This is a genomic window from Micromonospora sp. M71_S20 (assembly GCF_003664255.1).
GTDB lineage: Bacteria > Actinomycetota > Actinomycetes > Mycobacteriales > Micromonosporaceae > Micromonospora.
In genome coordinates this window covers 1,201,612-1,228,122 of record NZ_RCCV01000001.1, presented here as the reverse complement: position 1 = coordinate 1,228,122, position 26,511 = coordinate 1,201,612, and the positions used below count along the sequence as shown (strand labels likewise).

Below are 26,511 nucleotides of genomic sequence, written 5' to 3'. Positions count from 1 at the left end.
GCGACGCGGCCGGTCGCGTCTGGCGTCGGCCGTGCCTGTCAGCGACCCCCACCGCGGAAGACCTCGGACACCGTCCGGATGAGCACCTTGGCGTCGAGCCACAGCGACCAGTTCTCGATGTAGTAGTTGTCGAACCGCGCCCGGTCGGAGATCGGGGTGTCGCCGCGCAGGCCACTGACCTGCGCCAGCCCGGTGAGCCCCACCGCGACCCGGTGGCGCATGGCGTAGTTGGGGTACTCGGCGGAGAACTTCTCGACGAAGTACGGCCGCTCGGGCCGCGGCCCGACGACGCTCATGTCGCCCCGCAGGATGTTCCAGAGCTGCGGCAGCTCGTCCAGCGACGTGCGGCGCATGAAGCGGCCGATCGGTCCGACCCGCTGGTCGTGCGCGATCGACCAGTTCGTCTGCGACTCGTGCTCGTCGACGGGACGCATCGAGCGGAACTTGATGATGTGGAACGGCTTGCCGTGACGGCCGATCCGCTCCTGGTAGAAGAAGATGCCCGGGCCGCCGTCGAGGAGCGTCGCGATCGCACAGAGCAGGAGGACGGGGCTCAGCAGCAGCAACGCCGTGGCGGCGAAGAGGATGTCCGACGCGCGCTTGAGCGCCCACCGGGGCCCGGACAGGGTGATGTCGCCGACCTTGACGATCGGGATCGCGCCGATGTGGTCGCCGTGCGAGCGGGAGCCCCAGAGCCGTGGCACGGCCCACAGGTCGCAGCTCGCGCTGCGTGGCTGGCGGAGGACCTCCATCAGGGTCAGCTCCGGGCAGCTCGGGTCCGCGATGATGAGCACGTCGCACTCGACCATCCGGACGAGCGGTTCCAGTTGGTCCAGGGTGCCGATCAGGGGGAGCGCCGCCGGCACGTGCGGGGGAGTGGAGTCGACGCAGCCGACGAAGCGCAGCCCGTACTGGGGGTAGCGGCGCAACAGCCGGGCCAGTTCCACGGCGATCGGCCCGCTGCCGATGATGATGGCGTTGTGCTCCACCCACCGGCGCTTACGGGCGATGGTGGCGAACTCCCGCGAGAAGACACGACCGACGAGGACCAGCCCGGCCGCGATGAGCACCCCGCGGGCGAACCCGCCCACGTACTGCTCGGAGTCGTGACGCAGCGCCGCGAGGATGGTGACCACGGCCGCGGACGCGAGCAGCCGCCCGCAGAGGCTCGGCAGCTCGTCGAGGATGCTCACGTGGCGACGGGCCCGGTAGAGCCCGCCCGCCGCGAAGATGGCCACCGTCAGGCCGGCCATGGCCAGCGTCCCGCGCCAGTACTGGAGGCTGATCAGCAGGGGCGCCAGCAGGGCGGCCACGTCGACGGGCGCCGTCATCATCCAGGCCCGCAGCCCCCGGGTGCGCGTGGACGCACGGGAACTCGCGTACGGCAGCACCGCCGTCACGTCGAGGCCGGGGCGGGGCGCGCCGTCGCTCGCCTGACCGCCTGCCGGCGGCGCGGAGGTGGGCAGCGGTCCGGTGGCACCGCCTCCGGCGTCGGCCCCGCCGCGTGCCTCCGCCCTCATGCCCTGCGCCGCCATGTCGTCGCGCTGCGGTGTGGTGGCGTGGTGGCCCATCGCCTGTTGCCTGGACATGGTCGGTCCTTCCCCCGTTGACTGCCCCGGCGGCGCGCGGCAGCTTCGAGGCGAACGAAGGATACGACCGGTCCGCGCGCGTCACCAGAGCCGGGACGGCAGTACGACCTCCTACTTTCCGGCGTTCAGGATCTCGGCTACGGCGTCGCGGCGGACCGCGTCGTAGAAGGACCGGGCCTTTTCGGTGTTCGCGAACACGACGCTCTCGCTACCCACCCGACCCGTGCCCTTCGTCGGGCTGGTGATGAAGCGCAGGTTGTTGCCGCGTAGGCCGCGCAGGTCGGTCGCCATGCCCAACAGGGACATCTTCTCGTCCACCGACACCGCGTTCGACGTCGCCTTGACGAAGGAGTTCAGCTTCCCCGGGTTCGTGACGATGCCCCCGGAGACGGCGCGGTCCAGGATCGCCCTGATGACCTGCTGCTGGTGCCGGATGCGGGCGAAGTCCCCGTCCGGGAACTGCTTGCGCTGGCGTGAGTAGTCGAGCGCCGTCTCACCGTCCATCCGCTGCACCCCCTGACGGAAGGTGCGGAACGGGGGGTGGATCGAGGTGAAGGTCTTCTCCGCGTCGATGTCGATGCCGCCCAGGGCGTCGATGATCTCCTTGAAGCCGGCGAAGTCGACCATCATGACGTGGTCGATCCGCACGCTCGTGAACTTCTCGACGGTCTGCACCATCAGCGGCACGCCACCCCACGCGTACGCGGCGTTGATCTTCGCGTCCCGGCCGCCCTGGCTGCCGTCCTTCGACCGGGGCACGGAAACCCAGGTGTCCCGGGGAATCGAGACGAGCTGGGCGCTCGACCGGTCCTTCGGCAGGTGGGCGAGGATGATCGTGTCCGTGCGGGAGCCCGACGTGCTCTCCGGGTCGCGGGTGTCGCTGCCCAGGATCAGGATGTTCATCGCGCCCTTGGCCACCGCCTGCGGGCGCCCCGCCTCGGGCACGTCCGCGAATGCGTCGACGCGTTCGATGTCCGACTCCACGGAACGCAGGTAGAGCCCACCGGCGATCAGGCCGCCGCCGGCCAGCAGCGCCACCACCAGCAGGCTGATGAGGGCGATGCGCCGCCACCGGCGACGAGGCTTCGCGTGCTTCCCCGGCTGGGGTCCCGTCTGGTCGGCGACCGGGTCCGGCTCGACGAACTGTTGTGGAACTGGCATGGCGGCGATGCTACTTATCCGCAGGGGTGTGCGCGTACCCTCGTCCGGCTGGTGCCGGCCCCCATCCGTGCCGACTTCGGGCTGGCCGCGCAGCCGTGGCCGACGGGTGCAGGTGCCCCTGCCGCGCCGGCGGGCAACGGCGCGGGTCGGTGCGCATCCACCGGACCACCCTCCTGGGTGCTGTCCCTTCGGGTGTGTGCCCGAGTCGCTCGGCTGTCCGCGCTCACCGGGCGCTCTGGGGCACCTGTCGGTCGCAGTCCTTGTGCACTTCGGCTTCTGTCTATACGGTCCTGGAGCACTGTCTTGCTGCCACGGGGGTCGCCATGACTGGTCAGTCGCTGCATGCTGCCTTTTTACGTCCGGATCGCTCCGCCCATCCCTGGGTCAGAAGAGTGGCTCTCCTGGTCGTACTCGTTCTCGTCGGAACAATCCTGCATCCGGGTACCCCGGCCCAGGCCGCCTATCATCCCGTCGATCGTGGCTGGGCCCTGTCGTATCTGATGACCGGAGGACCGTCCGTCCGGCGGGCAGCAGAAGCCGCCCTGATCGGTTCGGACAACGACGTATGGGCTTTCGTGGAGTCCGGCCGGGCGAACGCGCAGCGCGCGGACGAGCGGACCGCCGCCCGGGAACTGGCCGGTATGGATGGTCCCGCGATGCGGGCAGCGGCCCTGCAGGCGTTGGCGGGCTCTGAGGAGGAGTTGCGGGCGTTCGTCAACGGTGGTTGGCGGGCACCGTGGGCCTCGGACGAGCGGGTGCGGGCGTACCGGCTGGTGGAGTCGGGTGGTCCCACCCTGCGGGCCGCGGCACAGCGGGCGTTGGAGGGCACGCCGGAGGAGTTGACGGAGTTCCTGGCGGAGGGCCGGGAAGCGGCGGCGTACGCGGATGACCGCCTGGCGGCGACGCGGATGTTGTCCGGTGGGGTGAACAACAGTGGCCCGGTGCTGGATGTCGCGGCGACGCAGGCGTTGGCCGGTTCTCGGGAGCAGTTGCGGGAGTTCATCGTCTCGGGACAGTTCGTGGCGCGGGCGCGGGACAAGGAGCTGGCGTCGATCCGGAGCCTGACGGAGCAGGCGAAGGAGGCGGGTGAGACGACGTCGCGGGAGGCGTTGGCGGCGACGGAGGCGTCGAATCGCGCGGCGGCCGCAGCCGCGGAGGCGAAGAAGGCGGCGCAGGAGGCGGCGGCGGAGACGGCCGCGGCCGGTGGTGCGGCGGCGAAGGCGTCGGCGGCGGCGGGCCGTGCCGCGGATGCGGCGGATGGCGCGGCGGCGGCGGCGCGTGACGCGGTTGGTGCGTCGAATGCGGCGATGCGGGCGGCGCGGGTGGCTGCGGACGCGGCGCGCAAGGCGACGACGGCGGCGTCGTTGACGGCGCAGGCGGCGTCGCGGGCGCAGCGGGCGGCGGCGGACGCGCGGACGGACGCGGGGAAGGCGGCTGCGGCACGGCAGGCGGCGCAGGCCGCTCGGGACGCGGCTCGCAAGGCGAGGGAGCTGAGCGCGGTCAAGGCCGAGCGGGACCGGGCGTTGGCGCAGGCGAAGGCGGCGGCGACGGCGGCCAAGAGCGCGAGCGCGAACGCGAACGAGGCGGCGGCGGCGGCGAACTCGGCGGCCGGGCATTCGGGTGTGTCGGCTGCCCAGGCGCAGCGGGCGCGGGAGGCGGCGGCGCGGGCACAGCGGTTGGCCGCTGCCGCGGCGCGAGCTGCCGATCGGGCGTACGCGTTCGCGTTGTCGGCGGCGAAGGCGTCGGACGAGGCGTTCGCGTTCGCCGTACGGGCTGCGGAACACGCGGAGGCGGCCGCGGCCGCGGCTGAGGAGGCGGCCGCGGCCGCGGGTGTGGCTGCGGTGGCGGCTGCGGAGTCGGCGAAGCACGCGGCGGCGGCGGTGACGGCCGCGAACACCGCGGTGGAGGCGGCGAACAAGGCCGTCGATCTGGAGCGGTTGGCCCGCGAAGAGGATGACGCGCGCCTTGCCGAGGCAACAGAACAGAGCGTACTCGCAGCTCAGGAGGCGCTGGCGCAGGAGCAGGCGGCCAAAGCCGACGCCGGTGCGATCGTGGCGTGGAACCGGAAGTTGCTGTGGGACACCGCCGAGGAGGACCGGGTCGATCCCGCCACCCGGCAACTGCTCACCGAGGCCACCGCGCCCGGTGCCGCCACGCAGACGGTCCTCGACAAGGGCCGGCGGGCCGCGGTGGCCTTGCTGACGACAGGCGGCGAATGGTCCCAGGAAGCCGCGAGGGACGCGCTGGCCGGCGGTGAGGTGGAACTGCGCTCCTGGCTGACCGAGAGGCGCCGGTTCGCGGTGGGCCAGGATGACCGTGCGCGGGTATGGCACCTGGTCGACACGCTGCCGGACGGGAACGAGAAGACCGCGGCGCAGCAGGCTTTGGCCGGCGACGACGCGGCGGTTCAGCAATTCCTGCGCACGCGCAACCATGTGGGTAAGTACTCCGCGGACCGGTTGGCGATCTACAGAATTCTGGAGACGGCTGGCCCGTCGGTGCGGGCCGCGGCGGAGAGGGCCCTCGCCGGGACGGGTGCGGACATGCACAAGTTCCTGCGGGAGGGGCAGTACCCGGCCCGGACCGCCGACGAGCGGCTCGAGGTCTACCGGGCGATGGACGCCGGTGGTCCGCAGGTCAAGGCCGCCGGCCAGGCGGCGCTCGCCGGGCCGGCGTCCTACATCTCCTACTTCCTGACCGCGTCCCGGTACCAGGCGGCACAGCGCGACTACGAGCAGGCCGCGCACGTCAGGGCGGTGCAGACGCTGATTGCGGAGGCACAACAGTACGCCCACACGGCCCTGGCCGACGCGGCTGAGGCCAGGCGGGTGGCGGCGCTGGCTGCCGGCAATGCGGCTGACGCCCAGCGGTACGCCCAGGACGCCCTGAACTCAGCCAACGTGGCCCAGACGCACGCGAGCAACGCGGCGAACGCGGCGAATGACGCAAAGGCATCCGCCGACCAGGCGGCACAGTCCGCGGCCGTCGCCCGCAACGCCGCCAACAGCGCCCAGGCCAGCGCCAACAGCGCCGCCCATTCGGCCGCGACCGCCACCGCCGCGTCCCGTCGCGCTGCCTCCGACGCCGCAGAGGCGTCCGAAGCGGCACGTGAGGCCCGTCAGGCCGCGGTGCAGGCGGGCAAGGACGCGGTCGAAGCGGACAGGGCGGCAAAGGAAGCCGCCAACATCTACGCGGTCCGGCTCCTCATCATGGAGTCGGAGCGGCGGAACACCGACCCGGGCAGCGGGCCCGGAGGTGCCGGTACGGCAGCCGACGCACACCGGACCTGGAGTTGCCTGGTGCTTAACGCCGGCACGTCCAAGGAGTGCGCCTATGTGAAGGTCGACTTCGCCTGGGCCCTGGTCAACCCCGCGAAGTGCAACACGCCCGCGAACGGTGGCACTCCGGGATGTCAGATGCTCGACGACATCCACGCCTTCGTCAAGGAGAACCCCGAGCTGGTGCTGGACATGCTCCAGCTCGTCCTGATGACCTGTGGCCTGGCTCCAGGGGTCGGCGAGGCGTGCGACGGAGTCGACGCGGCCATCTCCTTCGCGAGGGGCGACTGGACCGGGGGCTTCATCTCTCTCGGTGCGATGGTCCCGATCTTCGGTTGGATCGGGACCGCGGCGAAGGGCGAGCGCTCCGCCGACAAACTCCGCAAGGTGCTCATCGTCGTCGAGGCGCTGGCAAAGTGCGAGAAACGAAACAGCTTCGAAGCCGGCACCCTGGTGAGACTCGCGGACGGATCTCAGAAGCCGATCGAGCAGGTCCGGATCGGCGACCAGGTCCTGGCGACCAACCCGGTGAGCGGTCATACGGCCGGACGAGCGGTGACCGACACCATCCAGGGCGTTGGCGCGAAGAGGCTGATCGACGTTGGTGTCGACGACGGCAGGAATCGTCGAGTCACGACGATCAAGGCGACCCACAACCATCCCTTCTGGGTGGTCAACACCAAGAGCTGGCGCGATGCCGAAGACCTGGCTCCCGGTGACTGGCTCCGTACCTCCGAGGGGGCCCTGACCCAGATCAGGTCCGTCACCAGTCGCACCAAGTGGGCCGAGGTCTACAACCTGGCCGTCGCTGAGTACCACAGCTACTACGTCGCGACGGCGGGCACGTCGGTGCTCGTCCACAACGACGGCGGCGGCATTGACATGAGCAACGCCACCCCTTGGAACACCGGCAAGTTCCCGGTCGGTGGTGCCATCGACGCGGGTGGTCCCCCCAACGGCATCCTGTACCGGATGCGGGACGGTCAGATCACGAACTATGCCGTCTACGGGCCGGACGGCATGATCACCCGGCGGGTGGATCTCACGGGGGAGGCCCACCGCGGAGCGGACGGTAGGCCCGTACCGACGCCGCACATCCAGGAGTGGTCCCACGACGAAGCTCCGGACGGCCGCAAGTTCCCGAAGCAGGCGACCTTTGCCATACCCGCCGGCCCCGACGACCTGCCGGCTGGGGCATGCTGACCTTCGTGGGCCGGCGTCGGAATCGTGAGCGCCGGTAGTGAGGTGGCGGGATGGAACTGACCGAGTACCAACACTTGACGCAGTGGGTGGATGAGGAGGGCCGTTTCGATCTTCGTTCCTACATCCTCCTCAATGCCAGCGTGCCCGACGCGGCTGTGCTCGCCGAACTGTTCTGGCCACGCTTCGTGCAGTACCGCGGCAGGGTCTTCCTCGCCTTCATGTTCGACGCCGACGGGGTGGAGACGTGGTTCGACAACCTGAAGGGGGACGTCTCGGCTACGGAGTCCATGATCAACCACGTCCATCTCTGGGATCTCTTCTCTCCCCGGTCTCCGGACGAGTACGCCGGTTTGTCATCGCTGGCTGAGCGGATGCGGACGATGTGGGCATGTGCTCTGCGAGAGGCGTTTCCCGACCGGACGTTCGACGTGACCCTTGCCGATGAGTCGGCTGATTACGGACCGACGTTGAGCTTCTCGGAAAAGGATTAGTGAGGGCCTCCGTGCCCGCTCGTCGACAGGGGCGGTGCGACGGCCGAAGCTCCGGTACGGTGCATGCGCCGGAGGAGCGAGGATGCTGATCGATATGGCATGCCTCGGTCCCGTCAGGGACAGATGACGGCAGGAGTCGGGTCGCCGACCCGGCTACGGGGGGACGGCTGAGCACCCAGCCGTCCTGCTTGTTCGGTCCGGGCGGGCAGCCGTCCGGCGTGAGGCAGGAGAGCAGATGAAGGTTTGGGCAGGGATCGGTGCGGTTGTCGTGCTGACCGGGGTCACGGTGGCGGTAACGCACTCCGGTTCGTTCGCGTCCGACACGCCGCCAACCATCGAGGAGGACTTCAACCACCCGGCTGCCGAGCGCATCCTGCTCGACCACGGGCTGAAGGTGTTCAAGGGGGACGGCCACATCTGGTTCGACACCTCCCGCTCCTTCGAGTCGGATGAGCAGTGCCCCGTCGGCCAGATCCAGGTCGAGAAGCAGCTCGACGTGGCGCCGTACGGCGTGTGGTACTGCTTCAAGACGAAGGGCACGCAGGGCTACCTGACGTTGGAGGTGCCGGGGACGTTCGGCGTGCGTGGCGGCAGTGAGCCGTTGCAGGCGACCGCGAATCTGCCGGAGGGACAGAAGACCTTCCAGATCGAGCCGAACAAGCCGGTCGCGATCAGCCCCGGCACGGGTAACGACCTTCCGCAGGCGATCCTCGTCGAGCTGCGCCTCACCGGAGGCGCCTCCTGACGAAGCCAGCCCGAGGGAGAGCGCTGCGGCAGCCGCTGTGACGCTCTCCCTCATCGTCTGGAAACTTCCCCTCCCGAATTGTCCTCTCGGCTGGTAGAACCCTTCCGTGGACGCAACGAAGCTTCGACGGGCCATCGCCCGCACCCGCCTCGCCCCCGTCGCGGCCTTTCCCAAGCGCCTGGCCCGCGTCGCCCGCCACGACGCCAAGGTGCTGCGCACCTCGGCCCGCTGGCTGGTCACCTCGCGGGAGCACCACAACTACACCTACGAGCTGACCAAACTGAGCCGGCACCACCTCGCCTGGTTCGTCAGCGTGGTCTGCGACGTGCCCGTCAAGCAGGTCCGCGCGTACTTCGCCGAGATCGAGTCGGACGACGTGCTGCGCCGGCACATCGAGTCCGCCACCGCCGGAGCTGCCCGCCGGGGCCTGGCCGACCGGCAGGTCCGCTACGCCCGCCGCATCGGCTGGTACGCCATCGTGCGCGCCACGAAGCCGACGCACGTGGTCGAGACCGGCGTCGACAAGGGGCTCGGCAGTTGTGTGCTCGCCGCCGCGCTGCTGCGTAACGCCGCCGACGGGCATCCCGGCCGGGTCACCTCGCTGGACATCAATCCCGAGGCCGGCTACCTCGCCCGCACCGCGCCCTGGTCCGAGGTGGTCGACCTGGTCATCGGCGACTCCATCGCCTCCATCGCCGCGTTGGACCGGCCGGTCGACCTCTTCCTGCACGACAGCGACCACAGCCGGGCCCACGAGAAGCGCGAGTTCGAGGCCGTCGAGGGCAAGCTGGCCCCGGGCGCGATCCTGCTCACCGACAACGTCACCGCCACCAACGTCCTCGCCGAGCACGCCGAGCGCACCGACCGGCGCTTCCTCGCCTACCGGGAGACCCCCGCCAACCACTGGTACCCGGGGGACGGCATCGGCGTGGCCTGGTGAGATCGCGGTCGTGCGGACCGGCTCCCGGCGGTGAGCGGGGCTTTACCGGAGCACGCCCACGCGCGGGGAGCAGTCCGGGCGCGTACTCGGGGCAACGGTCGCCCGAGGGGCGTGACAGGGTGTTCGCATGCGGTTGAGCGCCATCCACACGTACCCCGTCAAGGGTTGTCACCGGCTCGACCACGACGTCGCGGGCGTCGAACCGTGGGGCCTCGGCGGTGACCGACGCTGGATGATCGTCGACGCCGACGGCGTCGGCGTCACCCAGCGGGAGGCCATGCGCCTGGTCGGCCTGCACGCCACGCCCCACGACGGCGGCCTGCTGCTGCGTGTCGAGGGCCACGACGACCTGGCCGTGCCCGAGCCGGCCGGCGGCGAGCCCGTGGTGGTGCGGACCTTCCGCAACCGCAAGCTGCCCGTCCCCGCGCTTCCCGCCGGGTCGGCGGCCGACGCCTGGATCAGCGCGTTGCTGGGCCGCGCCGTCCGGTTGGTCTGGCTCGCCCGACCGACCCGGCACATCCCGCCGGGGGACCGGGAGCACGACACCGGTGAGCAGGTCAGCTTCGCCGACGCCTACCCGCTGCTGCTGGCCACCGCCGCCTCCCTCGACGCGCTCAACGGGTGGCTCGCCGAGGCCGGCGAGGAGCCCGTGCCGATGGCGCGGTTCCGTCCCAACCTGGTGGTGGAAGGCGCGTCGGCCTGGGCCGAGGACGACTGGGCCGGCCGGCCGCTGCGCATCGGCGCCGTCCGCTTCCGCGCCGCCGGGTCGTGCGACCGCTGCGTGGTCACCACCACGGACCAGGAGACGGGGGTACGCGGGAAGGAACCGCTGCGCACCCTCGGCCGGTACCGCAAGGTCCGGCAGAAGCTCCTCTTCGGACTCCACCTCGTCCCCACCACCACGGGCAGCATCGCGCTCGGCGACGAGCTGGTGGTGGAGGACTGAGCGGCGCCCGGGCGACCCGGCGGGGCCGCTCCGCGTGCCGGCCGGCGAACCCGGGTGTGTGGCGGGCCTCGGCGCGGCGCGTCCGCCCGGCGGACTTGTCCGCCGCGGTGGCGGTACGGCAGCATCGACCGGCGTGACCGACGGTACCGCTCCCACGGCAGACGTGCGCGTCCCCGGACGCCGCCGCGCGCCACGCTCCCGGGCCTCCCGCCGGCTCGCCGTCGGCGGTGTCGCGGCGCTCGCCGCGGTGCTCGGCCTCAGCCTGGCCCTGCGCTCCGGGCCCACCCCCGCCTGCGCCGCGCCGCCGGCCCTCGCCGCGCCGCCCGCCGCCGGCGTCGTCCACAAGGGGCAGGCCACCTTCTACGACTCGAAGGGCGCCGGCGGGAACTGCTCCTACCCGACCGCGCCCGCGAACCGGCTCTACGTCGCGTTGGGCCCCGGCGGGTACGCGGCCGGCGCGGCCTGCGGCGGATACCTCGACGTGACCGGCCCGCAGGGCACCGTGCGGGTGCTCGTCATGGACCAGTGCCCGGAGTGCGCGGACGGCCACCTCGACCTCTCCCGGGAGGCGTTCACCCGGATCGCCGACCCCGTGGAGGGCGTCGTGCGGGTCAGCTACCGCGCGGTGGTCGACCCGCCGCTGCCCGGCCCGCTGACCTTCCGGATGAAGGAGGGCTCGTCGCGGTGGTGGTTCGCCGTTCAGGTCGCCGGCCACGGCAACCCGCTGCGCGCCGTCGAGGTGCGGCCGGCCGGCGCCGGTGGCTGGCGCTCGGCGGCGCGGGAGGACTACAACTACTGGCTCGTCCCGTCCGGCGCCGGGCCCGGCCCGTACGAGATCAGGGTCACCGACACCCGGGGGCACCGGGTCACCGCCACCGGCGTCCGGATGGCGCCGGGCCAGGTCCAACGCGGCACGGTCCGGATGTACGGCCGGGGCGGCACCGCCGCGACCCGCCCGCCGTCGCCCACGCGGTCGCCCTCGGCCCGGCCCGGCCCGACCGGCACGGCCCCGGCGACCCCGTCGGCGGTGCGGTCCTCCGGCCGGCCGCTGGTGGGCGCGGCGGTCGAGCCTTCCGCCCTCGGGTCCCCGTCGCCGCGCGCCTGCGGGGGCTGAGGCCGCGCCCGGCTCAGCGCCCGGGTGCCGGCGGGGCGGTCAGGTCCAGCCACATGAGGATCTCGTCGCGGTCGTCGCCGGGGGCGACCCGCAGCGCGCCGGGCAGCCGACCGATCTCCCGGTAGCCGAGCCGCCGGTAGAACCGGTCCAGCCCCAGGCCGTCCCGGACGGTCACGTGCAGCGCCTCCCAACCCATCCCACGGCCGAGGCGCTCGGCCTCGCGCATCAGCGCGGCGCCGTACCCGTTGCCCTGGGTGTCCGGGTGGACCATCACCCGCTTCAGCACGCACCAGTGCGCCTTCAGGTCGAACCGGTTGTCGCAGAAGATCAACGCGGCGACGGGCCGTTCGCCCGCGTACCCCACGAGGAGGCGGTCCGGGCCTTCGGCGATGCCGGCGAAGGTGGGATCCGCCGTGTGCCGGACGTCGGCGGCGATGACCGGCGGCACGAAACCGACCGCCCCACCGGCGTTGGTGACGTCGACCCAGAGGGCGACGATCCGGTCCCGCAACTCGGGGGTCAACTCGGGATCGAGGACGAAGCGCAGGCTCACCCGGCAATCCTGACCGCGCCGCCCCGCGCCGACCCGCGATCGTGACGTGCGCGACAGGACGCTCGGTGCGGGAGGGGGGACTCGAACCCCCACGTCCTTTCGGACAATAGGACCTAAACCTACCGCGGCTGCCGTTACGCCACTCCCGCCGACCCGCTGAGTCTAGAGTGTCGCGCCGCACCGGTGGTGGCCTCGTCCCCGGTGCGGCGGCGACCTCAGTCCAGCCCGAGGTCCCGGCGCAGCTTGGCGACGTGGCCGGTGGCCTTGACGTTGTAGAGCGCCCGCTCGATCCTGCCCTCGGGGTCGATCACGAAGGTCGAGCGGATCACGCCGGTCACCGTCCTGCCGTACGACTGCTTCTCGCCGTAGGCGCCGTACGCGGTCAGCACGGACTTGTCGGCGTCGGCGACCAGCGGGAAGGTGATGGCGTCGCGCTCGCGGAACTTCGCCAGCTTCTCCGGCTTGTCGGGCGAGATGCCGGCGACCTCGTAGCCGGCGGCCTGGAGCGAGGCGAGCGAGTCGCGGAAGTCGCAGGCCTGCTTGGTGCAGCCGGGCGTCATGGCCGCCGGGTAGGCGTACAGCACGACCTTGCGGCCGCGCAGGTCGGTCAGCGAGAGCGTCTCGCCGGTGTCGGTGGGCAGGCTGAACTCCGGCGCGGGGTCACCGGGGGAGAGGCGGTCGGGCGCGGTCATGGCACGACCCTACCGCCGGCCCCGGCCGCCCCCGGGCGGCACGCCGACCTCCTGACCCGCCCGCCCCCCATAGGCGTCGATCATGCACTTATGGTGCCCGATCTGGTCTGTTCTGCTCTGGTTCGTCGCTCACCACAACTCCATGATCGACGCGCGGAGCGGGGGGTGGGGACGGGGGCGGGGAGGGATCGGGGGGTGGGGGAGAGGCGGGGGAGGGGCGGGCGGCGTGGAGGCGGAGGGCGCCGGCCGCGGTGGCGCCGGCGCCGGCGACGAGGACCAGGGCGACCAGGATCCTTGCCGTCGTCGCCGACCAGGGCACGGGGGCGACGGCGCGGGCGAAGACGGCGGCGTTGGCCACCCCGGCGAAGAGCGCCAGGCAGGCCCCGGCCAGCGCCAGCGCGAAGTCGGCGGCCGGCCGGCGGGCCACCGCGAAGGCCCCCGCGGCGACGGCGCCGAGCCCGGTCAGCAGCGCCCAGACCTGCCCGCCGAGCAGGCCGGCCAGCACCCCGCCCACGCCCCGCGCGCCGGCGTCCACCTCGCGGCCCACGGTGAACACCACCGCGGCCACGCCGCCGAGGACCAGCAGCCCGCCGAGCCCGGCCAGCGCCCGCGCGCCCGGTCCGGAACGGGCCGGCAACAGCCCGAGCGCCCCCACGGCCAGCAGCCCGACCGTGGCGACGACCCACCAGACGTACGCGTCCGGCGGCGGCACCCAGTCGAGGGTGCCGCGGATCTCCCCCGTCTCGGCGCCGGCGCGCAGCGGCACCGTCCAGTCCCGCACCCGGTGCTCCCGATCGGGGGCGGCACGCACCTGCGGCGGCGGCGCCGACTCCCGCCAGAGCGCCCGCTGGTCGTGCCAGCGCACCGTGGCGGAGTCGTCGACCCGCCGCCAGTCCGGTGCGGCGGCGGGGTCCGCCTCGGCCGGCAGCCGCGTGTCCCCGGCGATGGTCCGGTTCAGGTACGTCGCGGGGGAACGGACGTTCTCGTACACGCCGTCGGGGCCGACCCGCAGATAGGGCTCGCCGGAGTAGCCGAGCACCTCGACGGCGCGGTCGCCGGTGTTGGTCAGCTCCAGCCGCGCGCCCGCCTCGACCACCCGTACGCTCAGCCCGGGGCGGGCCGGGGCGACGGCGGTCACCTCGGTGCGGTAGTCGGTGCCGTCGGGGGCGTCCGCGCCGTGCGCGGCGGCCGGGGCGGCGAACGCGACCGTCGCGGTCAGCGTGCCGGCGAGCACCAGGCCGGCGCGGGTCACCAGGTCGCGGATCACCTGCCGGCCGCCTCCACCGCCGACCTGATCCCCTCCGGGCTGCGGTCGGCGATCTCCTCGCCGTCGACCAGGATCGTCGGGGTGCCGGTGATGTTGGCCTTGCTGGCCTCCTCCGTCACGTGCTCGGTCCACGGCTTGAAGGTGCCCTCCCGCAGGCAGGAGGCGAAGCCGTCCCGGTCGAGGCCGGTGCCCGCCGCGATGTCGACCAGTTCGGCGTCGCTGAGCCCCGCGCCGCCCTCCGGCGGCTGCCGGTCGAACAGCGCCTTGGCGTACTCCCGGTACCGGCCGCCCTCCGCCGCGCAGCCGGAGGCGGCCGAGGACCGGGTCGAGTACTGGGTGCTGGAGAAGCGGTTCAGGTACGCCACCGGGTGGTAGACGACCCGGATCTTGCCCTCGCTGATCAGCTGGTCGAGGGTCGGGCCGCTGGCCTGCTCGAACTGCTTGCAGGCCGGGCAGAGGAAGTCCTCGTAGATGTCCACGGTGACCGGGCCCGAGCCGGCGACGACCCCGGTGCCGGCTTCGTTCGAGCCGGTCGGCGGGGTGAAGTCGTCGGAGCGCTGGCTGGAGTAGACGCTCCAGCCGATCAGGCCGGCGACGACCAGGACGGTCACGGCGGCCACGGAGACCCAGAGCGTCCGCTTGCGTCGCCGCTCCCGGGCCAGCTGCTCGCGGACCACCCGGGCGGAGCCCTTCTGCCCCTTGCGACTACTCATCCTCGTCCTCCACGGATGTGTCCCCCGCCAGCCAGCCGTCCACGGAGACGGGGGTGCGGGGCCAGATCAGCAGGAACCCGGCCAGCGCCAGGAATCCCAGGTCCCGGAGGATCTCCGGGAGGTAGCTCGGGGTCTGGCCCTCGGCGAGCTCCCCGCCGGCGCCGAAGCAGCCGCAGTCGATGGCGAGGCCCCGGCTCCAGGCCGAGACGATGCCGACGACGAAGACCACCAGCAGCGCCGCGGAGACCCCGGCGGAGAGTCGGGTGGCCAGGCCGAGGAGCAGCAGCACGCCCAGCGCCAGCTCGACGAAGGGCAGCGCCGCGCCGATCACCGTGGCGAGGTCGTACGGCATCACCTGGTACGCGTTGACGGCGCGGCCGGAGGCGGCGAGGTCACCGACCTTGCTGCCGCCGGCGACCAGCCACACGGCGGCCAGGCCCAGCCGGACGGCGACGCCGAGCCAGGGACGGACGGCGGGCCAGCGGGCGACCCGGGTGTGCGGTGCGGTCACGATCATTGGTCGTCCCGTCCCCGGCGGAAGTTCCCGGTCATCCGGCGAGGGCGTCGCCGACCGCCTCGACGAGGTCGTTGCGGGCCCGGGCCACCCGGGAGCGGATGGTGCCCACGGGCACCCCCTCCACGGCGGCGGCCTCGGCGTACGACAGGCCGAGCAGCTGGGTGAGCACGAACGCCGCGCGTCGCTCGGCGGGCAGTCGGCGGACCAGGTCGGCGGCGCCGAGCTGACCGGCGGGGTCCGGATGCGACCGGTCGGTCCAGGCGTCGGCGACGAGCCGATCGCCGAGCCGGCGGCGACGCACGACCGTGCGCAGGTGGTCGGCGCAGGCCCGGCGGGCGATGCCCAGCAGCCAGGTGCGCGCGCTGGAGCGGCCCTCGAACGCCGGCAGCGCCCGGAACGCCCGCAGGTAGGTGTCCTGGGTCAGGTCGTCGGCGCTGTCCGGATCGACCAGCGCGGCGGTGAAGCGCCACACCTCGGCCTGGGTCAGCCGGACGAAGGCGGCCTGGGCGACGGGGTCCCCGTCGCGGGCGGCCAGCGCCCACTCGGTCGCCGACTCCGGCGCAGCGACGCCCGCGTCACCGGTCGGACTGGCGGCGGAGGTCTCGCGCGGGGCGGGGATCACGACAGTCCAGGTTACGCGGCGGTGCTGCCCCGGGGAGGGTCCTTCGGCCCTTCCATGGCCTGCGCCACCCCGGGAACTAAACCGGTGCGTCGCGCGACTACCCGCACATGACATGCGACGACGTACGTGCGGCGCTGTCGGCGCGGCTGGACGGCGAGGACCCGCTGGCGGCGCCGGCGGTGCTGGACGCGCACGCGGAGAGCTGCCCCGGCTGCCGGGCCTGGCTGACCCGTGCCGAGCAGGTCACCCGGCTGGTCCGGGTGCAGGCGGTGGCGGTGCCCGACCTGACCGCGTCGGTGCTGGCGGCGGTCGCCGCCGACCCGCTGGCGGCCGGGCGCACCCGGGCGGCGGCCAGGGCGGCCCGCCGCCAGGTGCTGCGGGTGGCGGTCGCGGTGGCTGCGGTCGCCCAGCTGGCGATCGCCCTGCCGGTGCTGCTGGCCGGGCTGGGCGTGACCGTCGACCCGCACACCAGTCGCGAGATGGCCTCCTTCGACGTGGCGCTGGCCGTCGGCTTCGCGCTGGCCGCCTGGCGGCCCGAGCGCGCGCGGGCGTTCGTGCCGGTGGCGCTGGTGCTGGCGGTCTGCCTGGCCGGCACCAGCGCGGTGGACATCGCCAACTCGACGACCGCGCTGGTGCACGAGGTCGGGCACCTGGCCGCCGTGGTGCAGGCGGCGCTGCTGTGGGCGCTGGGACGGGTCAGCGACGAGCCGGATCGCCGGCCGTCGACCGCACTCCTGGCCCGCCATGGCTGACGTCGCGCCGGCCGGACGGGTTCCGGCGGCGCCGGGCGTGGCCGGAGTCACGCGGAGTGGGCGGGTCCCGGCGACGCCGGGCATGGTCGGAGTTGCGCCGGGCATGGTCGGAGTCGCGCCGGGCGGGTCGGATTCGAGAGCATTGCCGGCATGAGTGTCGCCAACCGCCGCCGGATCGCCCGGCTGATCGCCACCGCCGGCCTGCTGGTCACCGTCGTCGCCCTGCTGATCGCACCCGCCAGCCCCGCCAGCGCGCACGCGGTGCTGGTGAGCAGCAGCCCGATCGCCTCGGCAGTGGTGTCGAACGCGCCGGCGGAGGTCGTGCTCACGTTCAGCGAGTCCGTGCGCAAGGTGCCCGGCAAGATCCGGGTGATCGCGCCGGACGGCTCCCGCGCCGACCGCGGCGAACCGACCTTCGAGGGCACCGTCGTCACCGTCCCGGTCGACCCGGCCGGGGCCCGCGGCACCTACCTGGTCAGCTACCGGGTGATCTCCGCCGACAGCCACCCCGTCTCGGGCGCGTTCACCTACTCCGTCGGCGCGCCCTCGACGCCCCCGGTCGACAGCGGGGACGACAGCCGGGCCGACCCGTTCGTCGGCAACGCGGTCAAGATCGCCAAGTACGCCGGCTACGCCGGCCTGCTGCTGCTCGTGGGCCCGGCGCTGGTGCTCGCCGCCCTCTGGCCCCGGCGGCTGTCCCGGCGCGGTCCGGCCCGCCTGGCCTGGACGGGACTCGGCCTGCTGGCGGTCTCCACGGTGGCGAACCTCCTGCTCCAGGTGCCCTACACCGCCGGCGGCGGCGTGTTCGACGTCACCGGCGAGGGGCTGAGCGACGTACTGGGCAGCTCCTTCGGCGCCGCGCACCTGGTCCGGCTGGGGCTGTTGGCCGCGGCGGCGTTCCTGCTCCGGCCCCTGATGGCGGGGCCGGTCGAGCGGAGCGACCTGGTCATCCTGGGCGTGATCGGGGCGGCGGCGCTGGTGACCTGGCCGCTGGCCGGGCACCCGGCCGCCTCGCCCGCCCCGGCGGTCTCCGTGGTCGTCGACGCCGTCCACCTGGGCGGCATGGCGGTCTGGATGGGCGGGCTGGTGATGCTCGCCGCCTTCCTGCTGCCCCGGGCCGACGAGCGGGAGCTGGGCGCGATCCTGCCGATCTGGTCGCGCTGGGCGGCGCTGGCCGTCTCGGCGCTGCTGCTCGCCGGCACCGTGCAGGCGCTGATCGAGGTGGCCACCCCCCGCGCCCTCGTCGACACCTTCTACGGGCGGCTGGTGCTGGGCAAGATCGGGCTCTTCGTGCTGGTGATCGCGGTGGCCGCGTACTCCCGGCACCTGGTGCGCCGGCGCACCGCGGCCGGTCGGCCGACGCCGATGCGGCGGGCGGTCTGGGCGGAGCTGGCGATCACGGCGGTGGTCCTCGGCCTGTCCGCCGTCCTGGTGCAGACCACCCCGGCCCGCACCGCCGGCGCCGACGTGGCGGGCGCGAGGGGCGGCTTCTTCTCCACGACGCTGTCCAGCCCGAACTTCTCGGTCCAGGTCGAGCTGGACCCGGCCGAGCGGGGCAACAACACGGTGCACTTCTACGCGTACACGAAGGACAACCGGCCCCAGCCGGTGGTGGAGTGGCGGGCCACGGTCGCCCTGCCGGCGGCGGGGATCGAGCCGATCCAGGTCCCGCTGCTGCCGTTGACCGACAACCACGCCACCGGCGAGATCAGCTTTCCGGCGTCGGGGGAGTGGCAGTTGCGCATCACCGTCCGCACGTCGGACATCGACCAGGCCACGGTGACCGCCACCGTGCCGATCAGGTAACAGGAAGGCTCGCACCATGATCCGTCACCGGCGTACCGCAAGCGCCGCCGCAGCCCTGGCGCTCGGCGCCGTCGCCACCGCCGTCCTCGGCTTCGCGGCGCCCGCCTCGGCCCACGTCACGGTCAACCCGCAGGAGGCGACCCAGGGCGGCTACGGCCGGTTCGCCTTCCGGGTGCCGAACGAGAGCGACACGGCCTCCACCACGAAGCTGGAGGTGGTGCTGCCGGAGAACGCGCCCGTCGGCTCCGTGTCGACCATGCCGGTGCCCGGCTGGACGGTGGCGGTGGAGAAGCGCAAGGTGGACCCGCCGGTCGAGGTCCACGGCAGCCAGCTCAGCGAGGTCGTCTCCAAGCTCACCTGGACGGCCAGCGGCAACGCGGGGGTCAAGCCGGGCGAGTTCCAGGAGTTCCCGGTCTCGATGGGGCCGCTGCCGCAGGTCGAGACGATGGTCTTCAAGGCCCTGCAGACCTACTCCGACGGCAACGTGCAGCGGTGGATCGAGGAGCCGCTCCCCGGCGGCGAGGAGCCGGAGAGCCCCGCCCCGGTGCTCGCCCTCACGGCGGCCTCGCCGTCGACCGCCCCCACCGGCGCCCCCGCGCCGCAGGCAGACGACGACGATGACGACGCCGAGAGCGACGGCGTGGCCACCGGGCTCGCGGTCGCCGGCCTGGTCGCCGGCGTGGGCGGCCTGGTGCTCGGCGGGCTCGCGTTCGCGCGTACGCGGCGGGCGCCGACGTCGCGGGAGTGACCCGGTCGTAGGCTCGCCGGCCCGTCGGACCATCCGGCGGGCCGGCTGCTTTCCGGGCCCGTGCCGTGGATATCCGCTGATGAGTCGCCCCGCGTCGGTAAGGTCGGCCGGGTATCCGGCTACGGAGGGGGACGAGGCGAATGCGGTTCGTGCGGGTGCTCACCGCCATGCTGCTGCTGACGGTCGGGATCACGGCGCTGCTCGGCGGCGGGGCGCTCACGCTGCTCGCCCGGCAGGCCGACCCGGGTGGCGCCTTCAGCGCCCGGTTCGAGACCGTGCAGACCCCGGGGCACGCGATGGTCGTCCGGGACGTCGACGAGCTGCTGCGGGCCGAGGCGCCGTTCGCGCGCGCCGGGCAGGCCCGGCTCCGGCTGGACGCGCGGACGCCCGACGGCCCGGCCTTCGTCGGGCTGGCCCCCGCCGACGAGGTGCGGCGCTGGCTCGACCCGGTCCCGCACGCCGAGGTGCGCCGGGTGGCGCTGGCCCGGGGGCCGCTGCCGGTCCGGCTGCAGCCCGCCGGTCCCGCGCCGTCCGCCGGTCCCGCGCCGTCCGTCGCGCCGATCGGCCAGCCCTTCTGGGTGCGCGAGGGGATCGGCGCGCTGGAATGGACCCCGGCGGAGCTGGCCGACCGGCGGCTGAGCCTGGTGGTGATGCGTCCCGACGGGCGGGCCGAGCTGAGCCTGGAACTGCGCGCGGGGCTGCGCGCCGGCTGGACCGCCCCGGTGACCGCCGGGCTGCTGGCCGGCGGGGTGCTGGCGGTGGCGCTGGCCCTGCTCCTGCTGCGCCCGGTCCGCCCCCGCGAGGTGGTCTTCGTGGTCGAGCCGGACCAGGTGCCGGTGCTCGCCGGCCGCCTCGGGGTGACCTCGCTCAGCGGCCTCGGCGCGCAGCCGACCCGGGACAGCGACCGGTCCCGCCTCGCCGGGCGTCAGCTCGCCTCGGTCGGCGCCGCTCCCACCGGGGCCCGGCCGGCGATCGGGCCGGTGCCCGCCCGCCGCCCCGCGACGCTCGCCGACCTCGCCGGAGGCGACCCGGCGCTCCGGCCGCCCGAGGTGAACCTCACGCTGGCCTGGCCGCCCGCCGCCCCCGAGGAGACGGCCGACCCGGTCGCCGCGGCGGATCGCCTCCGCCCCGCCGCTCCCGACGCCTGCCCGCAGCCGCCCGACGACTCGCGCTGACCCGCGTCCGCTCCCTGCCCCGCGCCCGGTGGCGGGCCGGGACGGCGACGATCGCCCTGGCGGGCCCGGACGGCGAACGGCCCTCCGCGCTGCCGACGCGGAGGGCCGCCCTCACCGGGGGATCGGTGCTACCCGAGAGACGCCTGAGTAGTTGCGACCAGATTAGCGATGAAGGGCGCTACTTGGGAAGACTGTCCATTTGGCGCGACTTGCGGCACTCCCGCCGCACCGGCAGGGTCACCAGCAGCAGCAGGCTCAGCAGCACGTACGTGTTGCGCACCAGGAACTCGCCGGGCGAGTCCGTGCGCACCGGGGCGATGCCCCAGTCGTGGAAGGTCACCACCCCGTACACGATGAGGGCGGAGGTGCCGACGGCGAGCGCCGCCAGCCGACGTCGCCGACGGGCGCCCTCGCCGGTCGTGGGGTCGGCGCTCAGCGCCGCGTCCGTCAGCACCACCACCGCCGGGATGAACCAGTAGATGTGGTGGGTCCAGGTGATGGGGCTGACCAGCGAGCCGACCAGACCGGTCAGGGCGAGGCCGGTCAGCGTGTCCCCCGCGCGGGCGGCCCGCGCGGCGCGCCACAGCCCGTAACCGGCGACGGCCGCCACCAGCAGCAGCCAGAGCAGCTGGTGGGGCTTCTCCGGCGCGGTGATGCGGCTGAGCAGGCCGAACAGCGACTGGTTGCCGGTGTAGTCGGTGCGGCCGACCCGGTCGGTCGCCCACAGCTCGTGGGTCCAGAACCGCCACGAGTCGCGCGGCGCGACCGCCGCGGCCAACAGGGTCGCGGCGGCGGCCGTCACGCTCGCCACCGCCGCCGCCCGCCACCGGCGGGTGACCAGCAGGTAGACGATGAAGATGCCCGGGAAGAGCTTGAGCGCCGTCGCGAGCCCGACGCCCACGCCGGCCCACCGGCTCGCCCGGGGCACAGCGAAGAGCAGGTCCGCCAGGATCAGCACGACCAGCAGCATGTTGATCTGACCGAAGGTGATCGTCTCGCGGGTGCTCTCGACGGCCAGCACCAGCAGGACCGCCACGGTGAGGCTGAACACACGGGGCAGCCCGTGCCGGGCGATCACCGGCGCGAGCAGCCACCGGGTGGTGACCACCACCGCCAGTCCCGTCAGGACCGTGAAGATCGCCACGGTGGCGCCCAGCGGCAGCAGCGCGAACGGGCGCAGCAGCAGCGCGCTGAACGGCGGGTAGGTGAAGTAGAGCTCGCCCTGCACCCGGTCGGGCTGCACGTAGTCGTAGAGCGGGTGCCCGGCCGCCCACCAGTCCATCGCCCGCATGTAGATCTTTAGGTCGAAGAAGTCGTGCACCAGGCCGGGCAGATAGAGCGCCGGCAGCACGGCGGCCAGCGCCAGCAGGGTGACGAGCCGACGGACCGTACGGCCGCCGGGATCGTCGTCGGTGACGGCGGGCGGTGCGGCGGGTTCGGCTGGCACGGAGGAAACCCTAGCGGTCACCGCGCGCCCCGGTGCGCGGGCGCGCGGCCGGGTGGGCTGCGCGTAGGCTGTCCCGGTGGCTGATCTTCTCGTCTGGATCGACTGTGAGATGACCGGGTTGGACCTCGGCAGTGACAAGCTGATCGAGGTCGCCGCGCTCGTCACGGATCCCGATCTCAACGTGCTCGGGGACGGCGTCGACGTGGTGATCCACGCCGACGAGGCGGCGCTGGAGGCGATGCCGGAGATCGTGGCGACGATGCACGCCAAGTCGGGGCTGACCGACGAGGTCCGGCGCTCGACGGTGACCCTCGCCGAGGCCGAGGAGATGGTCCTGGACTACGTGGCCGCCCACGTGAAGGACCCGCGCACCGCCCCGCTGTGCGGCAACTCGATCGCCACCGACCGGGGCTTCATCACCCGGGACATGCCCCGCCTGGACGCGCACCTGCACTACCGGATGATCGACGTCTCGTCGATCAAGGAGCTGTGCCGCCGCTGGTACCCCAGGGTGTACTTCGGCCAGCCCCAGAAGGGGCTCGCGCACCGGGCCCTGGCCGACATCCGGGAGAGCATCCGGGAGCTGGAGTACTACCGGCGGACCGTCTTCGTGCCCCTGCCCGGGCCGGACGTGGAGACCGCCAAGGCGATCGCTGCGGAGCTCTGATCCGGCCCGGCGGAACCCGCTGGACGCGGCGGGCGGGGGTGGGGCTATTATTGGTCCGCACCCCGCCCGGGGCGATCGACCGGGCGCGGATCCATCGGGTGTGAACGGCATGGTGGCTGTAGCTCAGTTGGCAGAGCACCGGGTTGTGGTCCCGGTTGTCGTGGGTTCAATTCCCATCAGTCACCCGTTGACCGAAGGCCCCCTCCTCGCGGAGGGGGCCTTCGGCGTTCCGGGCTCAGGCGGTCGGGGTGGCCGTGGGCTCGCCGGTCTCCTCCGGGGCGGCCTCGGTCGGCGGCTCGTACGGCAGGGCGCTGCCCTTGACGTACTGCTCCCAGCTCATGTTCCAGTCGGTCCAGCCGTTGCCGTTCTGGAGCTTCCGCTCCGTGCCCTTGACGGTGATCGGGTCGCCGACGCGGGTGTTGGCGAACAGCCAGGCGCCGTTGGCCATGGAGACGTTCACGCAGCCGTGCGAGACGTTCACCCGGCCCTGCTGTCCCTCCGACCAGGGCGCGGCGTGGATGAACTCGCCGCCCCAGGTCAGCCGCTGGGCGTAGTCGATCTTGGTGCGGTAGCCCTCCTCGGGGCCCAGCTCCTCGAAGGTGTCGAAGACCGTCTTGCGCAGCTTCTCGATGACCACCATGGTGCCGCTGGAGGACGGGGTGCTCTTCTTGCCGAGGCTGACCGGGATGGTCTTGATCACAGAGCCGTCCTTCGTGACGGTCATCCGCTTGGTCTTGTTGTCCACCGTCATGACCACCGCCGGGCCGACCTTGATGCCGACGCTGAGGTCCGCCCGGCCGTACCAGCCGTCGCCCAGCGGCAGGCCGCCAGCCTGGACCCGGTAGGAGACCGTGCTGTTCGCCTGCCAGAACTCCTTCGGGCGGTAGCGGATCTCGGTCGGGCTGACCCAGTGCCAGATGCCCTCCTGCGCCGGTACGGAGGTGACCTTCATCCGGCTCTGCACGTCGTCGCGGTAGTCCTCCGGGACGGCCCGGCTGAACTTCACGATCAGCGGCATGCCGACGCCGACGACCTGGTCGTCACCCAGGAAGCTGCTGATCCGGACCTGCTTGCCGGGCTTCGCCATGGTGGTGAAGGTGCTGGTCGCCGTGGCCGGCCGGCCGTCGTCGCCGGTCGCGGTCACCGTCGCGGTGTACGTCTCGCCGTACTTCAGCGCGCCGACGGGCAGCCAGCTCTTCCCGTCGGCCGCCAGCTCGCCCTCGACGGCCGCGCCGGCGGAGTCCTTCAGCTCGACGCTGGTCTCCTCGGCCTCCGTCGCCGTGAAGGTGATGCCGGTGGACGCGGGCACGTCCTTCGCGTCGGCCTTGGGCTCGACGATGGTGGCCGCCGCCTTCGGCGCGGCGGGCTGGTCGTCGCCGTTCTGCCAGCCCGAGGGCTTGCCCCCGCCACCGTCGGTGCAGGCGGAGGCCAGCGCGAGCGTCACGGCGAGCACCGCCGCCGCGAAGCCGCGGCGTCGGCCACCCCGCCGGTCGCCTCCGCGCCGGATCAGCTGGTCCTGGACAGCTCGCATGATTTCCTCACAGTCGTGGTCCCCGGTTGCCCATCGTCCCTCACTGACGCACCGACACAGGTACCCGTTCCGCAAGGTGAACCGAAACACGCAGCGCGAGATGTCCGAATGTTGATAAGACCCGGGGCTTTGCCGAGGCCCGCTCGCCTTTCCCTGCCCGCCGCACGGGCCCGGCGGCGCGGGCGCGGGCTCCTGGGGGCATCGCCGGCATCGCGGGCCCGGACGGCGTCGCGGCCGGGCCACGAAGACGGCGACCGGCCCGCGCGGGGTGCGGGCCGGTCGCCGGATCGTCGGTACGGGTGCCTCAGAAGGCCGACCCCTCGCCCGCCTCCGGCACCGGCACGGCGCTGCCCTTGACGAAGTCGGACCAGCTCTGGCTCCACGCCGTCCAGCCGTTGCCCGGCGCCAGCCTGCGCTCGGTGCCCTTGATGGTGATCGGGTCACCCACCTTGGTCTTCCCGAACAGCCACCGGGCGTTCGCCATCGAGACGTTGACGCAGCCGTGCGAGACGTTCTGCCGACCCTGCACGTGCTCCGACCAGGGCGCCGCGTGGATGTACTCGCCGCCCCAGGTGAGCCGCTGGGCGAAGTCGATCTCCGTGACGTAGCGGTTCGCCGGGTCCGGATCGTCGCGGGTGTCGAAGACCGTGGACTCCTTCTTCTCCATCACGACCATCGTGCCGCTGGAGGAGGGGGTCTTCTTCTTGCCCAGGCTCACCGGCAGGGTACGGACCACCTGGCCGTCCTCGTACACCGTCATCTTCTTGGTGGCGTTGTCCACCTTCATCTCGAACGCCCGGCCGATCTTCGCGGTCGCCGTACGGTCGACGTTGCCGTAGCGGCCGTTGCTCAGCGGGATGCCGGCCAGCGCGATCCGGACGGTGAGCGTGGTGCCGGGCTTCCAGTACTCCGGCGCGCGGTAGTAGGCCTGGGTGCCGTTCTCCACCCAGTGCCAGGCGCCCGGCTGCGGCGGATCGGTCTGCACGAACATGCGCTTCTGCACCGCCGCCCGGTCCTTCTTCGGGATCCCCGGGTGGAACTCGGTGACCACCGGCATCGCCACGCCGTAGGTCTTGTCGTCGAAGAGGTAGAGGCCGGAGCTGATCATCGACTTGGGCTTCGCCATCGTCGTGAAGGTGCTCGTGCCCTGGCTGGTCACCCCGTCGGGGCCGGTGGCGGTGACCGTGGCCGTGTAACGGGTGCCGTACTTGAGCGGCTTCGAGGGCACCCAGGACGAGCCGTCGGCGCGCAGGCGCCCCTCGACCTGACCGCCGTTGGCGGTGGTCAGCGTGACGCTGGACACCTTCCCGCCGCCGGGCACCTCGGCGCTGATCTCGGAGCTGACCGGCCGGTTCTTCCCCCCGTCGGCCGGGCTCACCGTCAGCGGCGGACCGCTCGGCGCGGCCGTCGTGCCAGGGTCGGCCGTCGTGCCCGCCGCCCCCGGTGTGGCGGACGTGGCCGGCGCGGTGCCGCCGACGAACTCCGCCTGCTTCTTCTGCTCCGCGTCGCAGCCCGTCAGAGCCAGCGACGCCACCAGGCCGAGGGCGCCCACCATCGCCCCGGCCCGCGCGAACATGCCCATCCCCACCTCTGTTCTCGCGTACCTGGCGCACATCGTGCCGCATGGTCGCCTGATGTCCGCCCCCTGTCGTCGTCCGCCTGGTGATTTTGCCCCTGAATGCCCGGTAAGCTCGGCCGAAGGGGGGAGCCGGGGATCGGATTGGAACCCCCCTCGGGGGGCGTGCTAATGTTCTCCCCGTTGCCAGCGAGCGCCGCTAGCTCAACTGGCAGAGCAGCGGACTCTTAATCCGCGGGTTCGGGGTTCGAGTCCCTGGCGGCGCACCAGCAATAAAGGCTCTGGCCTGGTGGTTTCCACCTGGCCGGAGCCTTTTTCGTGTCCGTGGCGATGGCTGGGTGCTCGCCGGGTGCTCGGGAGCGGTTGGACGGTTCCGGTAGGCCATGGACACGGTGCCGTGATCGTGGACACAAGCTATCCAGCCGGTGGGGCGGTGCGCGTTGCCGGCAGCCGGGATGCCGGCCGAGATGTGGGCCGTCCGTGGGGTTTCCATGGCCGATAGCTGGCTCTGGCCCCTTCCGGGGGCGTGGTGTCCAATGGATCCTGCGGGAGGATCCATGCCGTGGATGTTCCCGAGCTTCTTCGTCGGGCTGCCCGTCACGTGCCCGCGGTTGCGACGGGTGCGGCCGGCACGACGGTGGCCGATGCCGACGAGTACCTCGACCACGACGAGTGGGAGGTCGCGTTGGGCATTCTCGTGGAACTGGGCGACGCGTACCGCTCCGAGACCGCGTTCTGGGATCTGCTCGCCGAGGCGGCCAGGATGATGTGGCAGTCCCGGACCGAGCGGTGGTGCCACTGGCGCCGCTTCGAGGTCGTTCACGGGGTGATGCGCGCGGACCTTCAGCTCGTGGATCCGGACGTCGCCGGCGGCAGGCGGACCCCCCATTCCTGGCGACGGGCGCCTCCGTCCGCTGTGGGACATCGGCGATGTGACGGCGGCGGGCGACTCGGACCTGTACGTCGCGCGGCTGTGGG

The 26,511-nt window shown here is 73.0% G+C and carries 22 protein-coding genes and 3 tRNA genes; 13 read left to right on the top strand and 12 right to left on the bottom strand.

What is annotated here, in order from left to right; translation table 11 throughout:
* Positions 1–38: 38 nt before the first annotated feature.
* Entirely contained in the window at positions 39–1,589 is a 1,551-nt protein-coding gene (locus DER29_RS05395; RefSeq protein WP_233599645.1) for a sugar transferase, read from the bottom strand.
* Positions 1,590–1,700: 111 nt separating this feature from the next.
* The gene (locus DER29_RS05390) at positions 1,701–2,750 is read right to left on the bottom strand and encodes an LCP family protein (RefSeq protein ID WP_121396318.1); all 1,050 of its coding nucleotides are present in this window, start codon (positions 2,748–2,750) and stop codon (positions 1,701–1,703) included.
* Positions 2,751–3,142: 392 nt separating this feature from the next.
* Between DER29_RS05390 and DER29_RS05385 the strand changes: the two genes are divergently transcribed.
* The 6 genes from DER29_RS05385 (at position 3,143) to DER29_RS05360 (ending at position 11,467) form a co-directional block, all read left to right on the top strand.
* On the top strand, positions 3,143–7,231 hold the full coding sequence (locus DER29_RS05385; RefSeq protein WP_158618973.1) for a polymorphic toxin-type HINT domain-containing protein: 4,089 nt from the start codon (positions 3,143–3,145) through the stop codon (positions 7,229–7,231).
* A 50-nt stretch (positions 7,232–7,281) separates the two neighbouring features.
* Positions 7,282–7,722 (top strand): hypothetical protein, encoded by a 441-nt coding sequence (locus tag DER29_RS05380; RefSeq protein WP_121396316.1) that lies wholly within the window; start codon positions 7,282–7,284, stop codon positions 7,720–7,722.
* Positions 7,723–7,957: 235 nt separating this feature from the next.
* Complete coding sequence (locus DER29_RS05375) at positions 7,958–8,467, top strand: hypothetical protein (protein WP_148709979.1); 510 nt, start codon at positions 7,958–7,960, stop codon at positions 8,465–8,467.
* 106 nt (positions 8,468–8,573) lie between these two features.
* Positions 8,574–9,407, top strand: coding sequence for a class I SAM-dependent methyltransferase (locus DER29_RS05370; protein ID WP_121396314.1), 834 nt, complete (start codon positions 8,574–8,576; stop codon positions 9,405–9,407).
* Between the two features lie 127 nt (positions 9,408–9,534).
* Positions 9,535–10,353, top strand: coding sequence for an MOSC domain-containing protein (locus DER29_RS05365; protein ID WP_121396313.1), 819 nt, complete (start codon positions 9,535–9,537; stop codon positions 10,351–10,353).
* 133 nt (positions 10,354–10,486) lie between these two features.
* Positions 10,487–11,467 (top strand): expansin EXLX1 family cellulose-binding protein, encoded by a 981-nt coding sequence (locus DER29_RS05360; RefSeq protein ID WP_121396312.1) that lies wholly within the window; start codon positions 10,487–10,489, stop codon positions 11,465–11,467.
* Positions 11,468–11,480: 13 nt separating this feature from the next.
* On the opposite strand, the gene DER29_RS05355 is transcribed toward DER29_RS05360, so the two are convergent.
* From DER29_RS05355 to DER29_RS05325, 7 genes are all read right to left on the bottom strand, one after another.
* The gene (locus tag DER29_RS05355; protein ID WP_121396311.1) at positions 11,481–12,020 is read right to left on the bottom strand and encodes a GNAT family N-acetyltransferase; all 540 of its coding nucleotides are present in this window, start codon (positions 12,018–12,020) and stop codon (positions 11,481–11,483) included.
* 66 nt (positions 12,021–12,086) lie between these two features.
* A tRNA-Leu gene (locus tag DER29_RS05350) sits at positions 12,087–12,169 on the bottom strand.
* A gap of 66 nt (positions 12,170–12,235) precedes the next feature.
* Positions 12,236–12,712 carry a thioredoxin-dependent thiol peroxidase gene (gene bcp / locus DER29_RS05345; RefSeq protein ID WP_121396310.1) on the bottom strand — a complete coding sequence of 159 codons (477 nt, stop codon included), beginning with the start codon at positions 12,710–12,712 and terminating at the stop codon, positions 12,236–12,238.
* A gap of 88 nt (positions 12,713–12,800) precedes the next feature.
* Positions 12,801–13,979 carry a hypothetical protein gene (locus DER29_RS05340; protein ID WP_233599644.1) on the bottom strand — a complete coding sequence of 393 codons (1,179 nt, stop codon included), beginning with the start codon at positions 13,977–13,979 and terminating at the stop codon, positions 12,801–12,803.
* Positions 13,976–14,692 carry a thioredoxin domain-containing protein gene (locus DER29_RS05335; RefSeq protein ID WP_121396309.1) on the bottom strand — a complete coding sequence of 239 codons (717 nt, stop codon included), beginning with the start codon at positions 14,690–14,692 and terminating at the stop codon, positions 13,976–13,978. The genes DER29_RS05340 and DER29_RS05335 overlap by 4 nt, the downstream gene beginning before the upstream one ends.
* On the bottom strand, positions 14,685–15,209 hold the full coding sequence (locus DER29_RS05330; RefSeq protein WP_121396308.1) for a MauE/DoxX family redox-associated membrane protein: 525 nt from the start codon (positions 15,207–15,209) through the stop codon (positions 14,685–14,687). The genes DER29_RS05335 and DER29_RS05330 overlap by 8 nt, the downstream gene beginning before the upstream one ends.
* Positions 15,210–15,240: 31 nt before the next feature.
* A complete protein-coding gene (locus tag DER29_RS05325; protein ID WP_121396307.1) occupies positions 15,241–15,831 on the bottom strand; it encodes a sigma-70 family RNA polymerase sigma factor in 591 nt (196 codons plus the stop codon).
* 107 nt (positions 15,832–15,938) lie between these two features.
* On the opposite strand from DER29_RS05325, the gene DER29_RS05320 reads away from it, so the two are divergent.
* The 4 genes from DER29_RS05320 to DER29_RS36175 all read left to right on the top strand — a co-directional run bounded on the left by DER29_RS05320 (position 15,939) and on the right by DER29_RS36175 (position 20,312).
* Positions 15,939–16,583 carry a zf-HC2 domain-containing protein gene (locus DER29_RS05320; protein WP_121396306.1) on the top strand — a complete coding sequence of 215 codons (645 nt, stop codon included), beginning with the start codon at positions 15,939–15,941 and terminating at the stop codon, positions 16,581–16,583.
* Positions 16,584–16,724: 141 nt separating this feature from the next.
* The gene (locus tag DER29_RS05315) at positions 16,725–18,389 is read left to right on the top strand and encodes a copper resistance CopC/CopD family protein (RefSeq protein WP_199729408.1); all 1,665 of its coding nucleotides are present in this window, start codon (positions 16,725–16,727) and stop codon (positions 18,387–18,389) included.
* Between the two features lie 16 nt (positions 18,390–18,405).
* The gene (locus DER29_RS05310; RefSeq protein ID WP_121396304.1) at positions 18,406–19,137 is read left to right on the top strand and encodes a YcnI family protein; all 732 of its coding nucleotides are present in this window, start codon (positions 18,406–18,408) and stop codon (positions 19,135–19,137) included.
* Between the two features lie 140 nt (positions 19,138–19,277).
* A complete protein-coding gene (locus DER29_RS36175; protein WP_370040044.1) occupies positions 19,278–20,312 on the top strand; it encodes a hypothetical protein in 1,035 nt (344 codons plus the stop codon).
* A 178-nt stretch (positions 20,313–20,490) separates the two neighbouring features.
* On the opposite strand, the gene DER29_RS05300 is transcribed toward DER29_RS36175, so the two are convergent.
* Positions 20,491–21,759 carry a glycosyltransferase family 87 protein gene (locus DER29_RS05300; RefSeq protein ID WP_121396303.1) on the bottom strand — a complete coding sequence of 423 codons (1,269 nt, stop codon included), beginning with the start codon at positions 21,757–21,759 and terminating at the stop codon, positions 20,491–20,493.
* Positions 21,760–21,835: 76 nt separating this feature from the next.
* Here DER29_RS05300 and orn point away from each other — a divergent pair, with 76 nt between their 5' ends.
* Complete coding sequence (orn, locus tag DER29_RS05295) at positions 21,836–22,426, top strand: oligoribonuclease (protein WP_121396302.1); 591 nt, start codon at positions 21,836–21,838, stop codon at positions 22,424–22,426.
* A gap of 112 nt (positions 22,427–22,538) precedes the next feature.
* Positions 22,539–22,611: transfer RNA gene (locus DER29_RS05290), tRNA-His, on the top strand.
* Between the two features lie 50 nt (positions 22,612–22,661).
* Here DER29_RS05290 and DER29_RS05285 read toward each other — a convergent pair.
* Both DER29_RS05285 and DER29_RS05280 read right to left on the bottom strand, forming a co-directional pair.
* Positions 22,662–23,957 (bottom strand): Ig-like domain-containing protein, encoded by a 1,296-nt coding sequence (locus DER29_RS05285; RefSeq protein WP_121396301.1) that lies wholly within the window; start codon positions 23,955–23,957, stop codon positions 22,662–22,664.
* Positions 23,958–24,261: 304 nt separating this feature from the next.
* Positions 24,262–25,539, bottom strand: coding sequence for an Ig-like domain-containing protein (locus DER29_RS05280; RefSeq protein WP_121396300.1), 1,278 nt, complete (start codon positions 25,537–25,539; stop codon positions 24,262–24,264).
* A gap of 187 nt (positions 25,540–25,726) precedes the next feature.
* Between DER29_RS05280 and DER29_RS05275 the strand changes: the two genes are divergently transcribed.
* A tRNA-Lys gene (locus DER29_RS05275) sits at positions 25,727–25,802 on the top strand.
* The last annotated feature ends 709 nt before the right edge of the window (positions 25,803–26,511 follow it).